This is a genomic window from Ensifer sp. GW101-20A05, assembly GCF_059424735.1.
In genome coordinates this window covers 455943-473569 of the sequence record NZ_JBWKZT010000004.1, presented here as the reverse complement: position 1 = coordinate 473569, position 17627 = coordinate 455943, and the positions used below count along the sequence as shown (strand labels likewise).

The window sequence follows — 17627 nt, the reverse complement described above, 5'->3', positions numbered from 1 at the left end:
CAAGGCGCCGGCTCATCGACCGTCTTTCTGCCGCAAGCAGCATGAAACGGAACAACACAACGATCACGGGCGAGGCCTGCTTGGAACGATCTCGCATAGTCGTCATCGCCAGTATCCTGGCTGCACTCGGCGCGATCCTGCCGATGATGGCGGCCTATTATCTTTCCTGGTCGATCGCGGTGCGCAGCGAGCAGACACGGCTTTCCCATCTTGCCGACTACGCCATCATGCGCGCCGATGCGGCGCTCGAGGAAGCCTCCCGGGCGCTGAAAGCCGCCGACCGGTTTGACATGCCGCCCTGTATGGCAACACATATCGCAGCGCTGCGCTCCCTCGTCGTCAATACGACCTCCATCGAAGACATCGGCTATTTCGAAAACGGGCTGCTCAGGTGCACGTCGTGGGGCTATCCGCCGCGCCGTCTCACCCGCTCTCCGCCCGCCGATTTCTTCGCGAGCAACGGCGTCGAAGTCATCCCGCGGATGTACCCGACGATCAGTACCGGCGCCCCCATGACGGCGTTTCGCTATCGTTCCTACACCGTACTGACCAACCCGGCTCGATTTGTCGACGTGATTGCGGAGCCCGGCACCCGGCTTGCAGTCGCCACGAAAAACGGCGTCCTGATCGGCACTCTGAACAATCCTGACGCGTCGCTTACGGCCCGGCTCGCCGAACTTCCCGAAACCGGCAGCAACGCCGACGATCTGTTCGCAACCTCCCATGGCGCAAACTGGATCGCCGTCGCGAGCGCCCCCAACATCGCCATTTTTAAGGACATGGACCGGGAGCGCCTGCTGCTTCTGCCGGTCGGCGCCCTGGTCGCAGCGCTTATGGTCGGCCTCGTCGTCTGGCTGTCGCGGCGCCGCCTTTCGCCGCTCGGAGAGCTCTCCATCGCCGTTCAGCGGCGCGAATTCATCGTCCACTATCAACCGCTCATCGAACTGAAGACCGGCATCTGCGTCGGTGCCGAAGCGCTCGTACGCTGGCGGCGGCCCGACGGGCAAATGGTCCGCCCCGATCTCTTCATACCGCTGGCGGAAGAGAACGGCCTGATCGAAGAAATCACCGACCAGGTCATCTATGCCACGATTGCCGAGCTGAAAACGGTCCTCCTTGCGGATCGCTCGCTACACATTGCCGTCAATCTTGCCGCCGACGACATCAAATCGGGGCGCATCCTGCCGGTGATCCAGGCGGTGCTGGAAAACACCGGCATACTGACCCAGCAGATCTGGCTGGAAGCGACCGAACGGGGCTTCATGGATGTGAAATCGGCCCGCGCAACGATCGAGGAGGCCCGCCGGCGCGGCCACTCGGTGGCGATCGACGACTTCGGCACCGGCTACTCAAGCCTGCAATACCTGCAGGAGCTTCCGCTCGACGCACTGAAGATCGACAAATCCTTCATCGACACGATCGGAACGGACTCTGCAACCAGTTCGATTACGCCGCATATCATCGACATTGCCAAGTCGCTCGATCTCTACATCGTCGCCGAGGGCATCGAGCGGCAGGAGCAGGCCGACTATCTCATCGAACGCGGTGTCCAGTATGGCCAGGGCTGGCTGTTCTCCAAGGCGTTGCCCGCAGCGGAATTCATCGCCTTCTACAACAACAGCAAGCGCCGGCGCGGCGCCGGCCCGACCGTAATCCGCCGCGAGATCGCCTGACGCCACGCCGTCGACCGCAATGCCGGGCCGCGACGTGAATTGCGCGCTTCCGGCGGCATTCCTATATAGTCGCCGCAACGACAGGAGATCTTTCATGACGACCGTTAAGACGCCCAAGGTGGTGAAGACCGATGCGGAATGGCGGGCCATACTCTCGTCGGAACAATACCGCGTCACCCGACAGCAGGGTACCGAGCGTCCGTTCACCGGCCCTTTCCTCAACAACAAGCAGACTGGCACCTATGAATGCGTCTGTTGCGGCCGGGCCCTCTTCCGCTCGGACACCAAGTTCGATTCCGGCTGCGGCTGGCCGAGCTATTTCGCTGCGATCGACGACCAGGCGATCCGCGAGATCGAGGACCGCTCGCACTTCATGGTGCGCACGGAGATCCGCTGTGCCGACTGTGACGCCCATCTCGGTCACGTGTTCCCGGACGGCCCGCCGCCGACGGGGCTTCGCTATTGCCTCAACGGCCATGCGATGACGTTTACCGAGGATTGACACCGGCGCGCGGAAGGAGTGGCATGGGGGCTGCTGTTCCATTAGGAACAGGCCCTGCACCGAAGCCGCGCTATCTAGACTTTGGGTCGAGCAAGCGAGAGGAGGTCCCGCATGCTGCGCATCCTGACAGCACTCACGCTCCTGCTTTCGTCTGCCGTGGCAACCTCGGCCGCCGACGATTGGCTACCCTATGCCAATGCGCGTTTCGGCTATGTGCTCGACATTCCGCCTGGCTTCGAACTGCAGAGCCAGGGCGACAATGGCGACGGCGCCAGCTTTCATGCCAACGACAATGGTGCGACCCTTTCGGTCTTTGGCAGCACATTGCTGGATGGCGACTTCGAGACCGACGTCAACGACCGCATCGGGATCGAGCGCGAGGGCGACTGGCGGATCGCCTATGCGCGGGTGACGGCAGCCTGGGCAAGCTTTTCGGGCGTCCGTGGCGAAGAAGTGTTTTATACCCGTGCCATCGCGCTCTGCGACGGCAGCGCCGCCTATTTCCGCCTTCAGTACCGCAAGAGCCGGCTCACCAGTTTCGACGGCGTGATCTCGCGGATGGCGGAGGCCCTCAGGCCATCGGAAGGCTGTCAGCACCCGCCTGTCGCTGCGGTTGCGGGCGAAGCGCCGAACTGACCGCCGCTCAGGCTGCGGCGCTGAAGCAGCTCACCACGGCCGAATAGTGAACGGCCGCACCGGTCACAACGAAACCGTGCCAGATCGCGTTCTGGAAACGCAGCCTTTCCCAGACATGGAAAATCACGCCGGCGGAATAGATGATGCCGCCGATCAGGATCAGCACCAGCGTCGTTGCCGTCAGCGCCGACAAGAGCGGCCCGACAGCGAGCACGCCGCTCCAGCCCATGGCGAGATAGAGCAGGATCGCCAGCCGGTCGAACCGGCCGGGGAAAAGACATTTGATCGCAACGCCAAGGGCCGCGATCGCCCAGATGCCGATCAGCATCACGAACAGGAACGGGTCTTCCAACCCGCGCTGCAGGAACGGTGTATAGGTCGCGGCGATCAGGATGAAGATCGAGGAATGATCGAAGCGGCGCAGGAACCATTTGGTCCGCGAGATCGGATAGAGGTTGTAGAGAAACGAGATCGACAGCGTCGCGAGCAGTCCTGCTCCGTAGACGGTGGCGGCAGCGAGTTGGCCGCTGGTGCTCCAAAGCGTCGCATAGAAGATCAGTGCGGTGACACCGACGAGCGCGGCGGCAAGACCGATGCCGTGCACGATGCCGTCGGCAATCAATTCCGAGCGGTCATAGTTCCATTTGACGCCAGCGAATTCCACGCGATCCCTCTCCCGGGTCTCTGTCTTTTTCTCGGGCACGCTCGTAGCTGTCGCGCCATCATCGCCATCCTGCCACAGCCCTGGGCCGCCGCAAAGATATGGTGGCGTGGCGAAAGCATCAACTTTTGCAACGCATTACAACAATCGCATGACATATCTGCTGAGTGCGCGGGACCTTGTTCGCAGGCGCGGCGATGACCACATGCGCTGACAAGATTACGCCGATCGGGAGGAGAACCATGTCGAAGTTGCGCACCCCTCAGCCGGAACTGGCGGCCGCGCTCAGCGAGCTTTGCCTGCGATCGAAAGCGGTATGGGGATACGACGCCGCCTTCCTGGAGGCTTGCCGTCCGGCGCTGACGCTGACGGCCGAGGACTGGAAGGATTCGGACCTGCAGATCGCCGTCGATGGCGAGCGGATCCTCGGTCTGGCGCAGGTTCGCTCCGATGGCCAGATCGCCGAACTCGACAAGCTCTTCATCGATCCGGACGCGCGCGCCGCTGGCATTGGCCGCAGCCTTTTCGCCTGGTGTGTCGAAGCAGCGCTCAACCGCGGCGCCACGGTCATGACGATCGATGCCGACCCGGGCGCTGCCGATTTCTATCGCCGCATGGGCGCGGTCGATGACGGCGTCATCGCATCGACCGTAATCCCGGGGCGCTTTCTGCCGAGACTGAAGCTGGAACTAAGATAACGATCCGAAGATCGCCGCTGCGGGCACGGCGGCGATCGCTCGATGGTTCATCTTCCGCCCCGGGCAACCTCCGCCGCACATTCCTGACAGAGCGGCGCATGGGGAACAGCTTGCAGGCGCGCTGACGAAATCGGCAGGCCGCAGCGGACGCAGGTGCCGAAGGTGCCGGCGGCGATCCGGTCGAGTGCCGCGTCGATCGCGCGGATCTCTTCTTGGCCGGCAAGACCGAGGCCTTCCAGAACCTCGTCGCCTTCCCGCTCGGTCACGCGATCCGGCACATCGGCGTTCATGGGCTCATCGAGATCGTGCTCGATCTTGACCAGCCGCCCCTGCAGCTCCTCCTTGCGGTGGGTGAGGCGGCTGCGAAAATCGTCAAGCGCAAACTTGTCCATCTGAAGACTCCTCGGCGGTGGCGGCGCAGGATCGCGCCGCAGCCGCTCTTATTGTTGGTGGGTTACCGGTCGACGAGTACGGCGCAGGGGCAATGGCTGACCACGCGGCTCGCGGTCGATCCGATGAAGTAATCGATCAGGCCCGGCCGGTGGGAGGCGATGATCACCAGATCGGCATTCTCTTCGCTCGCGCAGGCGTTGATGGTGCCGGCAGCACCGCCGGTGCGAATTTCAACACGGCCGTTGATCCCGTGCTTGGTCTTCATGTCCTCGAGCGTCTTTTTTGCCTGCTTGCGGGATTCCTCGACCATCTCCAACGGGAAATCGACGATCATGTAGCCCTGCGCGTAGGCATTCAGATCTTCGACAACGTTGAGCAGGACAATCTCGCCCCCTTCGTCGATCAGCTTCTCGGCGATGCCCAGCACAGATTCGCCGTGCTCGAGCTGATCCATGGCAATCGGGACGATGATCTTCTTGTACATGCTGCACTCCTTCTGTTGCCCTCACGGATCGCCGCGCCAGATGTGGCGGGCCAATCCCTCGTCTGGAGATTGCGCCTCGACCGCTTTCCCGGCTTTGATTGAAATCAAATCGAAAGCGCCGCGCTCGCGTGACCCTACTCAAATGGAGGTAGGGCGACGGCAACCACTGTCAACGCTCATCGAACACAACATCAAGCGACTGACGGGCTTCCGTGAACGGGCGAGCCGGCCCATATTGCTGGCAACAGTTTCAACGAAACTGGGCCGGCAGAGCGGCTACGGTTTCGATGCCCAGGAGGCAGACATGACGGATACCCCGACCGACCACGCCCTTGCCATGCCTGCGCATGTCGACCACGCACATCTGGTCGTCCAGGATCTGCCCGTTGTTTCGGCCTGGTACCAGAGAATCATGGGCTTGAAGCCGATCGAAACGAGCAAGAGCGGCGAAACGCTCGGCGTTGCCGGCCGCCCGCTCCTGAGCCTGACAACCGAAGGCAACGCTGCCAGGGCACCCCGCAATGCGCCGGGTCTCTTCCACAACGCCTTTCTCGTGCCGAACCGCGGGGAGCTCGGCCGTTGGCTGGCCCACGCCGCCCACAACAACATTAGGCTACAGGGCGCTTCCGACCATCTGGTCAGCGAAGCAATCTACCTCGCCGACCCCGAAGGTAATGGTATCGAGGTCTATCGCGACCGGCCGCGCTCCGAATGGAGCTTCAAGCCCGACGGCACCGTCGGCATGGACACGCTGCCGCTCAATCTCCAGGCGCTCTATGACGAAGCACCCAAGGACAATTGGGACGGCATGGCTGATGGAACCGCCATCGGCCATATCCATCTGCAGGTCTCCAACATCCCCGAAGCCGACGCGTTCTTCCGCGACGTGCTGGGACTTGGGCTGATGGCACGCTATCCCGGCGCGAGCTTCTTCGGTTCGGGCAAGTACCACCACCATGTCGCCGCCAACATCTGGAATTCGCGTGGCGCACCGAAGCGCGAAGGCCATATGACCGGGCTTTCGGACTATACGATCCAGTACAAGGACCCGGCCGAACGCGCCGCGGCGCTTGCCAAGCTCGATGCGCTGGAAATTCCGGTCAACCGCGCCGGCGATGGCTACAGCCTCATCGACCCCTGGGGCATCGGCCTCAAGCTGGTCGCCTGACGCCTCTCTCCCGGGCTGCAGACGAATGATGTCTGCGGCAACTCGTCGGCCGCAGCCGCCTCAGGCGCTGCGGTCGTATTTTTGCTGCGCCTCCAGCACCGCCTCGATGTTGTCTTCGGCCCAGCGCGTCAGGGCGGCGACGGTCGACGTCAGCGTGCGGCCAAGCGGCGTGATCGCATATTCAACGGTCACTGGCACGGTGGCATAGACGCTGCGGCTAACGAGACCGTCGCGTTCCAGCTTCTTTAGAACCTGTGACAGCACCTTCTGCGAAATGCAATCGATCTCGCGCTTCAGCTGATTGAAGCGCACCGGCTGTTCGTCAAGCTTGCCGAGCACCAGGACCGCCCATTTGTCGGCAAGCCGGTCCAGCACCAAGCGGGTCGGGCAAGTCTGGATATAGACGTCGTATTCCATCACGCCCCCACGGCGGTTTCCGGCCGGAAACCGTGTCACCAAAACCTGCCTCCACATGGCGCGATCGCCGTGCCGGCAGCCGAGGGCAAGACGAGCTTCATCGATACGCGCGACATCGCCGAATGTGCGGCAGCCGCCCTCACGAGCGACGCCTTCAACGGTCGCGCCTACAATCTCACCGGCCCGGAAGCGCTGAGCTACGACGAAGCCGCCGCGATCCTGTCGCGCGTCACCGGCAAACCGATCGCCTATGCACCGGTCGACGACGATACCTTCGTTGGCATTCTGACAGGGGCCGGCGTGCCGGCGGACTATGCCCGCTTCCTTGCCTCCATCTTCTATCCGGTGCGCGAGGGCTGGGTCGCCAAACCGACCGGCGACGTGAAGACGATGACGGGCCATGAGCCGCGCAGCGTGGAGACTTACGCCAAGGACAACATCGCGGCGCTCAAAGGCTAACCACTATCTGATCGCTCCCGCCCGCCGACTGGCGGGCGGCATGCCGACAGCGAACTATATATTCCTAAAGTTGCGGATGAAGCTTTTTGAGGTCCTGCGTCAACACGTCGCTGGATAGCCGCTGCGTCGTCGATCAATAAACTTGAGTATTTTACTCACATATCTTAACCGCATGTCCAAGTGGCCTCGCCCAAGGCCACATACATGCGGAGTTAATGATATGAAAAATAAGAATATTTTTATAGCTGCCCTGGCAAGCAGCACCCTGCTTTCAAGCCCTGCCCTGGCCGTTGACTTCCGCCCCCAGGCGGAGATCGAAGGCGGCTTCTTCAGCGGTGGTTCGGGTGCCAGTGGCGGCTTTTTCCTGCCCTTCGTGCTCGATTCGGGCAATGCGATTTTCATCGATACACGCGGCGCGATTGAAAATGACTCCGTCCGTCAGGGCTCGATCGGTGCGGGCTATCGCTTCCGCGCCAGCGATCAATGGGTGATCGGCGCCTATGGCTATTACGACTATCTGAAGAGCAGCTACGGCAACTCCTTCAGCCAGCTGTCCTTCGGCCTTGAGGCGTTGAGCGGCGACCTCGAAATGCGCGGCAACTTCTACCTGCCGCTGACGGGTGCCAAATCACTCAGCGCGTTCAATACGGCCTACGTGCGCGACCACGTGCTCGTCTTCCAGGAAGGCAAGGAACGGGCGCGGCGCGGCATCGATGCCGAAATCGGCGGCCGGCTGCCGGTGTTCGAGGAAGACTCCAAGGTGCAGCTCAAGGTCTTCGGCGGCAGCTACTGGTATGGCGGCCGCAACCTCGACGACATGTTCGGCGCCAAGCTGCGTGCGGAGCTGACCTTCGCCGACCTGCCCGGCCTCTCCGACGGCTCGACGGTTTCGCTCGGCGTCACCGGCACCTATGACAACGAGGACAAGCTCAAGGGCGCCGTCATGGCCCGGCTGCGCATTCCGTTCGGAGCGACCGGTTCGACCGGCAACGCCTTCGACCCGATGACGCAACGTGTCGAAAGGTCGACCAGGATCCACACCCACGCAGGCGCCACCGGCGACATCGAAGCGGCCCAGCTCGCCAACAGCGGCCGCAACGCCGGACGGGTCGTCACAGTTTCCTCGGCTTCGGGCAGTGCCTCTGATATCAACGCCCTGATCGGAGCTGCGGGCGCCAACGCGCTGATCCTCACCGACGGCAATCTCGGCGTCGACCAAGCGCTCGCACTCGGCAACGGCCAGACACTTCTCGGCGGCGGCGGTGCGCTTGCCGTGCGCGGCACAAGAAGCGGCGCGACGGCCACCTTCGTCAATGACGGCGCGGCCACGACGATCACCGGCTACAATCCGGCCCAGGACGTGATCGCGATGGCAAGCGGCAGCACGGTCTCGTCGCTTGCGGTCCGCGGCGGTCTCGCCGGCATCTCGGCGACCGATGCAGCGAACGTGACGATCGACAACGTCGATATTTCCGCCACCAATCACGACGGCATTCGCTTTACGCGGGTCAATGGCGCGCTGGTTCAGGACAGCCGCATCCACGATCTCTTCATCTGCGAAAACAACACGACCTGCGAATTCTCGATCTACAATCCGAACAAGGCGCCCTTTGCCGCCGTCAGCTCCGTCGGCAGCCGCCACGTGACAGTACGCGACACCTCGATCGACAAGGTGACCTACGGCGTCTTTGCCGGCGGCGAATTCAGGAAGGTCGGCCGGACAGACTATGAGCTGGTCACCGGCACGGAAAACGTCACGATCGACAACGTGACGATCAGCAACTCCCGCCGCGAAGGTGTGCTGCTCGTCGCAGGCAAGGATGTCAAACTCGATCGTGTCTCGGTCGACAATTCCAAGCAGGATCGCGACATGGATCTCGTGGTGCTCCAAGGCACTTCGAATGTCGCCATCAACGACATGCGGCTCATGGGCGGCATCAACGGCCTGATGCTCGTTTCCAGCCCGAACCTCGATGCGACGACCACCGACGTCAACGTAAAGGGCCTGACGGTCGACGGCACGCGCAATGCCGGCATCTTCTTCAATCCGGTCTCGGGCATCTCGCTTCAGGACGTCGCCGTTACCAATGCCGGCACCTATGGCGCCTACATCTACGGCAACGAATACGAGTTCCTGGGAGGACCGGTGCGCGACATCGTGCTGAAGAACATGACGGTCGACAAGGCCGGCAAGGCGGGCCTCTACTTCTCCGGTCCGACCGAGGACATTACGGGCAATGTCAGCGTCACCAACACGCCGAAGGATTGCCTGCTCGACAACGGCTGGTCGGCGGGAACGATCACCCAGTCGCCCGGCTCGGTGCTGACAGTCAACGCTACCAAACTCGACCAGGGCAACGCCGCGGCCCGTTGCCGATAACGCGCAAGCCACGCCCGGACAGCTGGGCGTGGCTTCTCTTTGTTCCGATCGGGTTGACCTATTCTGGTTGACGGCACTCGAAGGTGACCGGGTGGTCACCGGCGATGCGGGGGACCGCCCCTCCCGGTTTCCGGGACGGTGCCCTGTCAGACCGGCAGGCGGCAGACTGCGCCGACGAGCCTGGCAACGAGCGGTCGCACGAGAAGCACGCAGATGAAGGCGACGGGCATTGCCAGTCCGTAGGAGCTGAGCACGCGGGCCGGATAACCGGCATCGATGCCTGTGTTGGCGCCGACGATGACGCAGCACATCAGAAACGCCATGATCGCCGACATGAAGAAGGCAAAGGCGATGGGCGCCGCTCGGGGCGGCAACTTGCGGCGACGCGCGATCCGCGGAGCCGATAGGGTGTCTTCCATCAGAAGCTCTCCTGAGATGACCGAGGGGACCACCCCCTCGCTTCGGACCGAACTTATACGGATCGCGCTGCGGCGATGTAGGCCATTGCAGCCTCCTTCAGAAATAGGCAAAACCATCGAATAGATACCAATATTCGATGGATGGGATTATGGACACGCTGCGCGGGGTGGAGAGTTTCGTCAGAAGCGTCGAAGAGGGCAGCATCGCCGCGGCCGCGCGAAAGCTGGGGATCACCCCCGCATCGGCAAGCCAGAACATTGCGCGGCTTGAACGTACGCTCGGCAGTCGGCTGCTCAGCCGGACAACCCGCCAGCTCGGGCTCACCGAGAGCGGCAGGATCTATTACGAGCGGGTACGCGGTGTCGTTCATGAACTGGAGCTTGCAGCCGCTGCCGTCTCGGCGCTCAACGCCGAACCGCGCGGACCGCTCAAGATCGCTTCATCTGTCGCCTTCGGCCGCCATGTCGTGGCACCCCTGGTGCCGTCCTTCGCTGCCAAATATCCCGATGTCTCGATCGAACTCGTCGTCACCGATCGGGAGATCGACCATATCGGCGAAGGGATCGACATCAGCGTGCGCTTCGGTCTGCAACTGGAACAGGGCTTGATCGCCCGCAAGCTTGCTTCCGTGCCGATGATCATCTGCGCCGCGCCATCCTATCTGGAGCGGCGCGGCCGACCGCAACGGCCGGAAGACCTCATCCACCACGATTGCCTCGTCTATCGCTATGCCGGGCACGGCCGCATCTTTCGCTGGGCATTCACCCGCGACGGCTTGCGCTTCGAGCCGGAACTGAAAGCGACGATCGTCAGCAACGACATCGACACGCTTGCCGAAATGGCGATCGCCGGCGCCGGCATCACCCGCCTCGGAGCCTTTATCGCAGCGCCGCTGATGGAGCGCGGCCTGGTCGTGCCGCTGTTTGGCGGCGCACCTCGCGAAGGCGTTGCCAACACCGACCACGAGCCCTTCGACTTCTATGCCTGCTTTGCCGATCGCCAGGCGGAAACACCGAAGGTTCGGGCGTTCATCGACCATGCGGTGCAGTCGCTCAAGGGCCGGTGGTAGCCGTCACAATCGCCCGGTAGCCACGCTATAAGGCGGGCACCGCCTGCGGGACATTCTGCCGGTCGGCTTCCTCCGCGAGCTTTGCCTCGCGGCGAAGCTTGAGTTTATTGCCGACTTCGACGATCGCATGGATCGCCGGCACGAATTCCTCACCGAGGTCGCTGAGCCTGTATTCGACCGAAGGCGGTGACGTTGGCACGATCCGCCGTTCGATCGCGCCTTTCTCCTCCATCTCCTTCAGTCGTGTGCTCAGCACCTTCGCCGATATCCCGGGGATATCAATCTTGAGCTCACTGAAGCGACGCGGACCGCCGCTCAGATACCAGATGATGTTGGGCGCCCAGGCGCCGCCGAGCATGACCATGCACTCGCCGACCGGGCAGGTCGGCGGCAAGGCGGCGGCCCTATTCTTTCGAATTTTCAAGCTCATGGGCAAAATTCTCCAGTTACCGCGGGGAAACCGGAAACGTCGGTAACATAAAGTTATCTCATATACAAAAGTTATCGCCTGAGGTTAGGTTCCGCCCGTCTTCGACAGAGACCACCATTGCAAAAGGAATTTGGCCATGAAGCTTTATTATGCCCCCGGCGCCTGCTCGCTTTCCCCCCATATCAGCCTGCGCGAAGCCGGCGTCGATTTTGAGATCGTCAAGGTCGACACCGCGACGCACCTCACCGAAGGCGGTGCCGATTTCAAGGCGATCAATCCCAAAGGCTATGTGCCGGCGCTGGTGCTGGAAACCGGCGACGTCGTCACTGAGGGTGCGGCCGTCGTGCAGTATATTGCCGACCGTTTTCCTGAGGCCGGACTGGCGCCCGCCAACGGCACGCTGGAGCGCACTCGCCTGCAGGAGCAACTGAACTTCATCGCTTCCGAATTGCACAAGGCGTTCTCGCCACTGTTCAGCAAGACGGCGAGCGCCGACGCAAAGGAAGCCGCCGCAGCGCAGGTCGGCAAACGCCTCGGCAACGTCGAGACACTGCTATCCGATCGTCGCGCCCATGTGCTCGGAGACGCTTTTTCCGTAGCCGACGCCTATCTCTTCACCGTCGTCAATTGGACGAGCGTCACGGGTATTTCGCTTGGCCCTTGGCCCCACCTGACAGCCTATATGCAGCGGGTCGGCCAGCGCCCCTCCGTGCAGGCGGCAATGAAAGCCGAAGGGCTGATCGCGGCATGAGCGGCTCATCGAACGATCCGCGCTTCGGCGCCGTCATCGAGGTGCTGCAAGGCTACTTCGATGGGCTCTACCGGAGCGACACCGGCCTCCTCAGGCAGGTCTTCCATCCGAAAGCGCTCTACGCCACGGCGACGGATGGTTCCCTGTTCGAGCTCGACATGGAGCGATATTTTCCTGTTGTCGACAAGCGCCCCTCGCCCGCCAGTCGTGGTGAGGTGCGTGCAGACCGGATCCTTTCCATCGAATTTGCGGGACCGGTGGCGGCACTTGCGAAGGTTCAATGCGCTATCGGCGAAAAGGCCTTCACCGATCTTCTGTCTCTTGTCTTCGTCGAAGGACGCTGGCAGATCATCGCCAAGGTCTTCCACTACGACATCAAACCCGCGAAGTAAGGAGGGGCATATGCCTTACGTGAACATCAAGATTACCCGCGAGGGCGCGACCGCCGAGCAGAAGGCCGCCCTGATCAAGGGCGTGTCCGATCTGCTTCAGACCGTACTCAACAAGGATCCCGCCACCACCTTCGTCGTCATAGACGAGGTAGCGCTCGAAGACTGGGGTGTCGGCGGACTGCCGGTTGAGGAATACCGGCGGCAGGCGAAGACGAAAACGTAAGAATGGCAGGGCCTTCCCCCATCTCAAGGGGGAAGGCCGCCTCCAGAGAACGGCGAACGCTCGGCCGCTGCCAGCCTTTGCGCTTGATCCCCATCAGCAGGCTCTCTATCTCATTGTCTCCCGCCGCATTGATCCCGGAGACGCATCTTGTCCGTATTCAGCAACCTCCCCAAAGCTCCCGTCGCCGCAAAAAAGCCGGTGAGCGACACGCGCCACGGCATCACCCGTACCGATGACTATGCCTGGCTGCGCGCCGACAATTGGCAGGCGATGTTCCGCGATCCCTCGATCCTCGATCCGGAAATCCGCAAGCACCTGGAAGCGGAAAACGCCTATATGAACGCGGCCATGGACGACACGAAGGCGCTGCAAAAGGCGTTGTTTGCCGAGATGCGCGGCCGGATCAAGGAAGACGACAGCTCGATACCGGTCAAGGACGGCCCGTTTGCCTATGGCCACGCCTATGTCACCGGCGGCGAGCAGCCGCGTTACTTCCGCATTCCGCGCAACGGCGACCACAAGGACGAGGCGATCCGCCAACTGCTGCTCGACGGCGACAAGGAGGCCGAGGGCAAGGCCTATTTCCGCCTCGCGGGTCTCGACCACTCGACCGACCACAGCCTTGGAATCTGGGGCTATGACGACAAGGGCTCGGAATATTTCACGCTGAGGGTTCGCGATCTCGCCACCGGCGAGGACCTGACCGATATCATCGAGAACACCGGCGGTGGCGGCGCCTGGGCGCCGGACGGCAAAAGCTTCTTCTATACCGTGCTCGACGACAACCACCGGCCTTCGAAGATTTTCCATCACGTGCTCGGCACCAACCAGGCGGACGACCGGCTGGTCTATGAGGAAGCGGATCCGGGGTTCTTCATGTCGGTCGGCGGCTCGCTGCTCGACGACTTCATCTACATCGACATCCATGACCACGAGACGAGCGAATATCGGCTGCTTTCGACCAGCGACCTGACGGCAGAACCGAAGCTCGTCGCCGAGCGCGTCACAGGGCTCGAATACTCGATGACCGAGGGCGGCGACGTCTTCTACATCCTCACCAACGCCGACGGCGCCAAGGACTTCAAGATCTTGGAAGCGCCGGTAAATGCACCGGGCAAAGAAAGCTGGCGCGAGGTGGTGCCGCACAAGCCCGGCACGCTGATCCTCAGCCACATGGCCTATGCCCGTCATCTCGTCTGGCTGCAGCGGCGCGAAGGTCTGCCGGAAATCGTCATCCGCGACCGAAAGACCGGAGAGGAACATGCGATCGCCTTTGCCGAAGAGGCCTATTCGCTCGGCCTATCGGGTGCCGCCGAATACGATACCGACGTCATCCGCTTCTCCTACTCTTCGATGACGACGCCGTCGCAGCTCTTCGACTACGACATGGCGACGCGTCAACGCACGCTGCTGAAGACCCAGGAGGTGCCTTCCGGCCACAACCCGGACGACTATGTCACCCGGCGCGTCTTCGCCCCCTCCTGGGACGGCACTGAAGTGCCGGTGACGCTGCTCTATCGCAAGGACACGCCGCTCGACGGCTCCGCCCCCTGCCTGCTCTATGGCTATGGCGCCTACGGCATCACCATTCCGGCCGGCTTCAACACCAATTGCCTGTCGCTCGCCGATCGCGGCTTCGTCTACGCCATTGCCCACATTCGCGGCGGCAAGGATCGCGGCTTTGCCTGGTACGAAGACGGCAAGATGGCCAAGAAGACCAATACCTTCAAGGATTTCATCGCCGCCGCTGACTATCTGAATCAGCAGAAGTTCACATCCTACGCAAAGATCGTTGCCGAGGGCGGCTCGGCCGGCGGCATGCTGATGGGCGCTATCGCCAACATGGCTCCGGAGAAGTTCACCGGGATCATCGCCGCCGTGCCCTTCGTCGACGTGCTCAACACCATGCTCGACGACACGCTGCCGCTGACCCCGCCGGAATGGCCGGAATGGGGCAACCCGATCGAAAGCCGCGAATTCTACGACATCATCGCCGGCTACTCGCCCTACGACAATGTCGGCGCAAAGTCCTACCCGGCGATCCTCGCGCTCGGTGGCCTCACCGATCCGCGCGTCACCTATTGGGAGCCGGCAAAGTGGGTCGCGCGGCTGCGCGAGAAGACCACCGGCAGCGAACCGATCCTGATGAAGACCAACATGGATGCCGGCCATGGCGGCGCGTCCGGGCGCTTCCAGCGGCTCGAAGAGATCGCCTTCGAGTATGCCTTTGCGATCAAGGTCGCCGGCAGGATGTAACCAGTGCGGGATGAGGAAAAGTGTATGCGGTTTTCCGCCCGCATCCCGCTCTAGCTTATGGAATCGATCACGATGGATTTGGGGTCGATCCGACCCAAAATCATCGTGATCTAGGAGGCACTGCCATGCCCGTCCATGTCGCCCTGCTCCGTGCCGTCAATGTCGGCGGCACGACTTCGCTCGCCATGGCAGACCTGAAGGCAATCTGCGAGGGGCTCGGCTTTGCCGACGTCAAGACCTACATCCAGAGCGGCAACGTCCTGTTCCGCTCGGATCTGCCGGCAGCCAAAGCAGCAGCAATGCTGGACGGCGCCCTTCTCGAAAAGTTCGGGAAGGCGCCGGGCGTGATGGTCCGGACCGGCGCACAATTGCAGGCGATCGCCGATCGCGCCCCTTTCCCGGACGCCAAACCCAACCTGCTGCACATCGTGTTCCTCTCGGAGCCCGCACCCGCGGACGCGCTCGACAAGCTTGTCGCCCCGGATGATGAGGAAGTGCGGTTGGCTGGACACGAAATCTACATTCATTTCCCCAATGGCTCGGGACGTTCGAAGCTCAAGCTGCCGGCGGCAAAGGCCGGCACCGCGCGCAACCTCAATACGGTGCGCAAGCTCGCCGCTTTGGCGCTTGAGATGGAAGGTTAGGCGGCGGCCGGCTGGAACAGCAGCCGGACCAGGGATCGGAGTACGAGCAACTGCTGCGGCAGGCTTTCGGGCTGCTTCAGCGCTTTCGACAGGATGATGCCGCCTTCGAGCACGGTCGAAACCATGTCGGCCAATTGATCGACATCCAGCGGTTCGCGGGGCCGATAGACGCGCATGATCTCCGCGAACATCGCGCCGAAGCGTCGACGCCACGCCAACGCCGCCTGCCGGTTGATTTCCTGAATCTCGCGATCGAAGGCGCGCTCCTGGGTACACATCACCGCAACCAGACATCCGGGGTGGCCGTTCGGCAGGTCGGACAGAGTTTCGGACAGCAGTTTCAAACCGAGCAGGAACGCCTGCAGCGGGTCGTCGGCCAACTGATGGGCTCGACCGAAGATCTCATCGTAGATGCGCTCGTCGTTCTCGATGTAGCGTTCGAGCAGCGCCCGGGCGAGTTCGTTCTTGTCACGGAAATGGTAGAAGAACCCGCTCTTGGTAATGCCGATCTCGGCGATCAGTTCGTCGATCGAGGTCGCGCCGAAACCCTTCGCCAGCACCGCCGCCTCCGCGGTGTCGAGGATTCTCGCTCGCGTTTCCTCACCCTTTCGCATTAGCGGCTGCCCTACCATTGGTGCGGTTTCCGACAACGAAGGGGCCATCAGCCGACGACGCCGTGACGGAACCAACGCAGTAAGTGACTGATTTCGCTACAATATGCGGATATATTAGCAATAGTATACCTTAAGTCGTCTAGTTTAGAAGACGATAAAAAGGCAGTAATTTACGTGGTTCTGCGGGATTGGAGGCGTCCCCGAGCCCCATCAGCAAGACTGAACCGGTGGAGACCGACATGGCCAAATACCGACGGAGCCTGCCACTCTTGAAGGGTGGGCTGTTCCTGAGCGACGGCGGCATGGAGACGACGCTGATTTTCCACGAAGGCGTCACGCTTCCACACTTCGCAGCCTTCGTGTTGCTTTCGACCGCCGATGGGCGGCGTCGGTTGCTGAGCTACTACGCGCGCTACCTCGCGATCGCTCAGCAACATGGCACCGGCTTCGTGCTCGATACGCCCACATGGCGGGCAAGCTCGGACTGGGGCGTAAAGCTTGGCTACAATGACGAGGCACTGGCCGTCACAAACCAGAATGCCGTCTACATGCTTGCGGAACTGCGCGGCGAATATGAGCGCCCGCAGGCACCGATCGTGCTCAGCGGGGCGATCGGGCCGCGTGGCGACGGCTACCGCCTGGGCCGTATGAGCCCTGACGAGGCCGAAGACTACCATTCGCCGCAAATCTCGGCCTTTGCCGTCAGCGATGCGGACATGGTGAGCGCCTATACGCTGACTAGCATCGACGAAGCGACCGGCATTGCCCGTGCGGCCCAGAGCCACGGCATGCCCTGCGCCATTTCCTTCACGGTGGAGACAAATGGTCGGCTACCGGACGGCCGCACGCTTCAGACAGCAATCGAGACCGTCGACGCTGCGACCGGCGGCTATCCGCACTACTACATGATTAACTGCGCCCATCCGAGCCACTTCGAAACAATCCTCGACGCCGAAGGCACCTGGACGCAACGCATTGCCGGCATCCGGGCCAACGCCTCGATGATGAGCCATGCTGAACTCGACAATAGCGAAACGCTCGATGCCGGCGATCCCGCCGACCTCGGGCAGCGGTACAGAACACTGACAGCGCATTTGCCACGATTGCGCATCCTCGGTGGCTGCTGCGGCACCGATCATCGCCATATCGCGGCAATCTGCGAGGCCTGCCTTCCACCGACGGCGCTGAGCGCCTGAGGCACGGGGCCTCGCCCTCCCGGCCCTCTCGCGAGTAATCGCGGGAGGGCGCCGCGTTTTTGGGCTCCCGCAAAGCCATAGTGTTAGGGATGAGGAATGCGTGCGCGGCTTTCCGCCCGCATCCCGCTCACTTCCAAGAATCGATCACGATGATTTTTGGC

At 62.3% G+C, this 17627-nt stretch carries 20 protein-coding genes and 1 pseudogene; 14 read left to right on the top strand and 7 right to left on the bottom strand.

Features of this window, described 5'->3' with window-relative positions; all coding sequences use genetic code 11:
* Positions 1–80: 80 nt before the first annotated feature.
* From AC070A_RS14180 to AC070A_RS14170, 3 genes are all read left to right on the top strand, one after another.
* Positions 81–1673 carry an EAL domain-containing protein gene (locus AC070A_RS14180; RefSeq protein WP_082640666.1) on the top strand — a complete coding sequence of 531 codons (1593 nt, stop codon included), beginning with the start codon at positions 81–83 and terminating at the stop codon, positions 1671–1673.
* A 94-nt stretch (positions 1674–1767) separates the two neighbouring features.
* Positions 1768–2175, top strand: a complete 408-nt coding sequence (gene msrB, locus AC070A_RS14175; RefSeq protein ID WP_058325563.1) for a peptide-methionine (R)-S-oxide reductase MsrB — start codon at positions 1768–1770, stop codon at positions 2173–2175.
* Positions 2176–2286: 111 nt separating this feature from the next.
* The gene (locus AC070A_RS14170; protein WP_058325562.1) at positions 2287–2811 is read left to right on the top strand and encodes a hypothetical protein; all 525 of its coding nucleotides are present in this window, start codon (positions 2287–2289) and stop codon (positions 2809–2811) included.
* Between the two features lie 7 nt (positions 2812–2818).
* Here the strand turns inward: AC070A_RS14170 and trhA are convergent, their stop codons facing one another.
* Positions 2819–3475: a PAQR family membrane homeostasis protein TrhA gene (gene trhA, locus AC070A_RS14165; RefSeq protein ID WP_113736834.1), complete on the bottom strand. Its 657-nt coding sequence runs from the start codon at positions 3473–3475 to the stop codon at positions 2819–2821.
* A 239-nt stretch (positions 3476–3714) separates the two neighbouring features.
* Between trhA and AC070A_RS14160 the strand changes: the two genes are divergently transcribed.
* Positions 3715–4170, top strand: a complete 456-nt coding sequence (locus AC070A_RS14160; protein ID WP_058320313.1) for a GNAT family N-acetyltransferase — start codon at positions 3715–3717, stop codon at positions 4168–4170.
* A gap of 47 nt (positions 4171–4217) precedes the next feature.
* Here AC070A_RS14160 and AC070A_RS14155 read toward each other — a convergent pair whose 3' ends face one another.
* Together AC070A_RS14155 and AC070A_RS14150 are read right to left on the bottom strand one after the other, a co-directional pair.
* Positions 4218–4562: a TraR/DksA family transcriptional regulator gene (locus AC070A_RS14155; protein WP_057250441.1), complete on the bottom strand. Its 345-nt coding sequence runs from the start codon at positions 4560–4562 to the stop codon at positions 4218–4220.
* A 62-nt stretch (positions 4563–4624) separates the two neighbouring features.
* Positions 4625–5047, bottom strand: coding sequence for a universal stress protein (locus tag AC070A_RS14150; protein ID WP_057250443.1), 423 nt, complete (start codon positions 5045–5047; stop codon positions 4625–4627).
* Between the two features lie 304 nt (positions 5048–5351).
* Between AC070A_RS14150 and AC070A_RS14145 the strand changes: the two genes are divergently transcribed.
* Positions 5352–6215, top strand: coding sequence for a VOC family protein (locus tag AC070A_RS14145; protein ID WP_113736855.1), 864 nt, complete (start codon positions 5352–5354; stop codon positions 6213–6215).
* 60 nt (positions 6216–6275) lie between these two features.
* Here AC070A_RS14145 and AC070A_RS14140 read toward each other — a convergent pair whose 3' ends face one another.
* Entirely contained in the window at positions 6276–6632 is a 357-nt protein-coding gene (locus AC070A_RS14140; protein WP_113736832.1) for a winged helix-turn-helix transcriptional regulator, read from the bottom strand.
* Between the two features lie 54 nt (positions 6633–6686).
* Here AC070A_RS14140 and AC070A_RS14135 point away from each other — a divergent pair.
* Positions 6687–7091: pseudogene (locus AC070A_RS14135) on the top strand (NmrA family NAD(P)-binding protein); the annotation flags it as partial.
* Between the two features lie 220 nt (positions 7092–7311).
* Positions 7312–9471 carry an inverse autotransporter beta domain-containing protein gene (locus tag AC070A_RS14130; RefSeq protein ID WP_162770916.1) on the top strand — a complete coding sequence of 720 codons (2160 nt, stop codon included), beginning with the start codon at positions 7312–7314 and terminating at the stop codon, positions 9469–9471.
* A gap of 146 nt (positions 9472–9617) precedes the next feature.
* Here AC070A_RS14130 and AC070A_RS14125 read toward each other — a convergent pair whose 3' ends face one another.
* Positions 9618–9890: a DUF2798 domain-containing protein gene (locus AC070A_RS14125; protein ID WP_057250454.1), complete on the bottom strand. Its 273-nt coding sequence runs from the start codon at positions 9888–9890 to the stop codon at positions 9618–9620.
* Positions 9891–10039: 149 nt separating this feature from the next.
* Here AC070A_RS14125 and AC070A_RS14120 point away from each other — a divergent pair, with 149 nt between their 5' ends.
* Positions 10040–10960 carry a LysR family transcriptional regulator gene (locus AC070A_RS14120; RefSeq protein WP_057250456.1) on the top strand — a complete coding sequence of 307 codons (921 nt, stop codon included), beginning with the start codon at positions 10040–10042 and terminating at the stop codon, positions 10958–10960.
* Positions 10961–10985: 25 nt separating this feature from the next.
* Here the strand turns inward: AC070A_RS14120 and AC070A_RS14115 are convergent, their stop codons facing one another.
* Positions 10986–11390, bottom strand: coding sequence for a winged helix-turn-helix transcriptional regulator (locus AC070A_RS14115; RefSeq protein WP_113736829.1), 405 nt, complete (start codon positions 11388–11390; stop codon positions 10986–10988).
* Between the two features lie 136 nt (positions 11391–11526).
* On the opposite strand from AC070A_RS14115, the gene gstA reads away from it, so the two are divergent.
* The 5 genes from gstA to AC070A_RS14090 all read left to right on the top strand — a co-directional run bounded on the left by gstA (position 11527) and on the right by AC070A_RS14090 (position 15656).
* Positions 11527–12141, top strand: coding sequence for a glutathione transferase GstA (gstA, locus tag AC070A_RS14110; RefSeq protein ID WP_113736828.1), 615 nt, complete (start codon positions 11527–11529; stop codon positions 12139–12141).
* The gene (locus AC070A_RS14105) at positions 12138–12533 is read left to right on the top strand and encodes a nuclear transport factor 2 family protein (protein ID WP_058320319.1); all 396 of its coding nucleotides are present in this window, start codon (positions 12138–12140) and stop codon (positions 12531–12533) included. The genes gstA and AC070A_RS14105 overlap by 4 nt, the downstream gene beginning before the upstream one ends.
* 10 nt (positions 12534–12543) lie before the next feature.
* The gene (locus tag AC070A_RS14100; RefSeq protein WP_058320320.1) at positions 12544–12756 is read left to right on the top strand and encodes a tautomerase family protein; all 213 of its coding nucleotides are present in this window, start codon (positions 12544–12546) and stop codon (positions 12754–12756) included.
* A gap of 147 nt (positions 12757–12903) precedes the next feature.
* On the top strand, positions 12904–15012 hold the full coding sequence (locus AC070A_RS14095) for a S9 family peptidase (RefSeq protein ID WP_058320321.1): 2109 nt from the start codon (positions 12904–12906) through the stop codon (positions 15010–15012).
* Between the two features lie 125 nt (positions 15013–15137).
* Positions 15138–15656, top strand: a complete 519-nt coding sequence (locus AC070A_RS14090; protein ID WP_057250467.1) for a DUF1697 domain-containing protein — start codon at positions 15138–15140, stop codon at positions 15654–15656.
* Here AC070A_RS14090 and AC070A_RS14085 read toward each other — a convergent pair.
* The gene (locus AC070A_RS14085; RefSeq protein WP_057250469.1) at positions 15653–16270 is read right to left on the bottom strand and encodes a TetR/AcrR family transcriptional regulator; all 618 of its coding nucleotides are present in this window, start codon (positions 16268–16270) and stop codon (positions 15653–15655) included. The genes AC070A_RS14090 and AC070A_RS14085 overlap by 4 nt on opposite strands.
* Positions 16271–16509: 239 nt before the next feature.
* Between AC070A_RS14085 and AC070A_RS14080 the strand changes: the two genes are divergently transcribed.
* Positions 16510–17466, top strand: coding sequence for a homocysteine S-methyltransferase family protein (locus tag AC070A_RS14080; protein ID WP_162770915.1), 957 nt, complete (start codon positions 16510–16512; stop codon positions 17464–17466).
* The last annotated feature ends 161 nt before the right edge of the window (positions 17467–17627 follow it).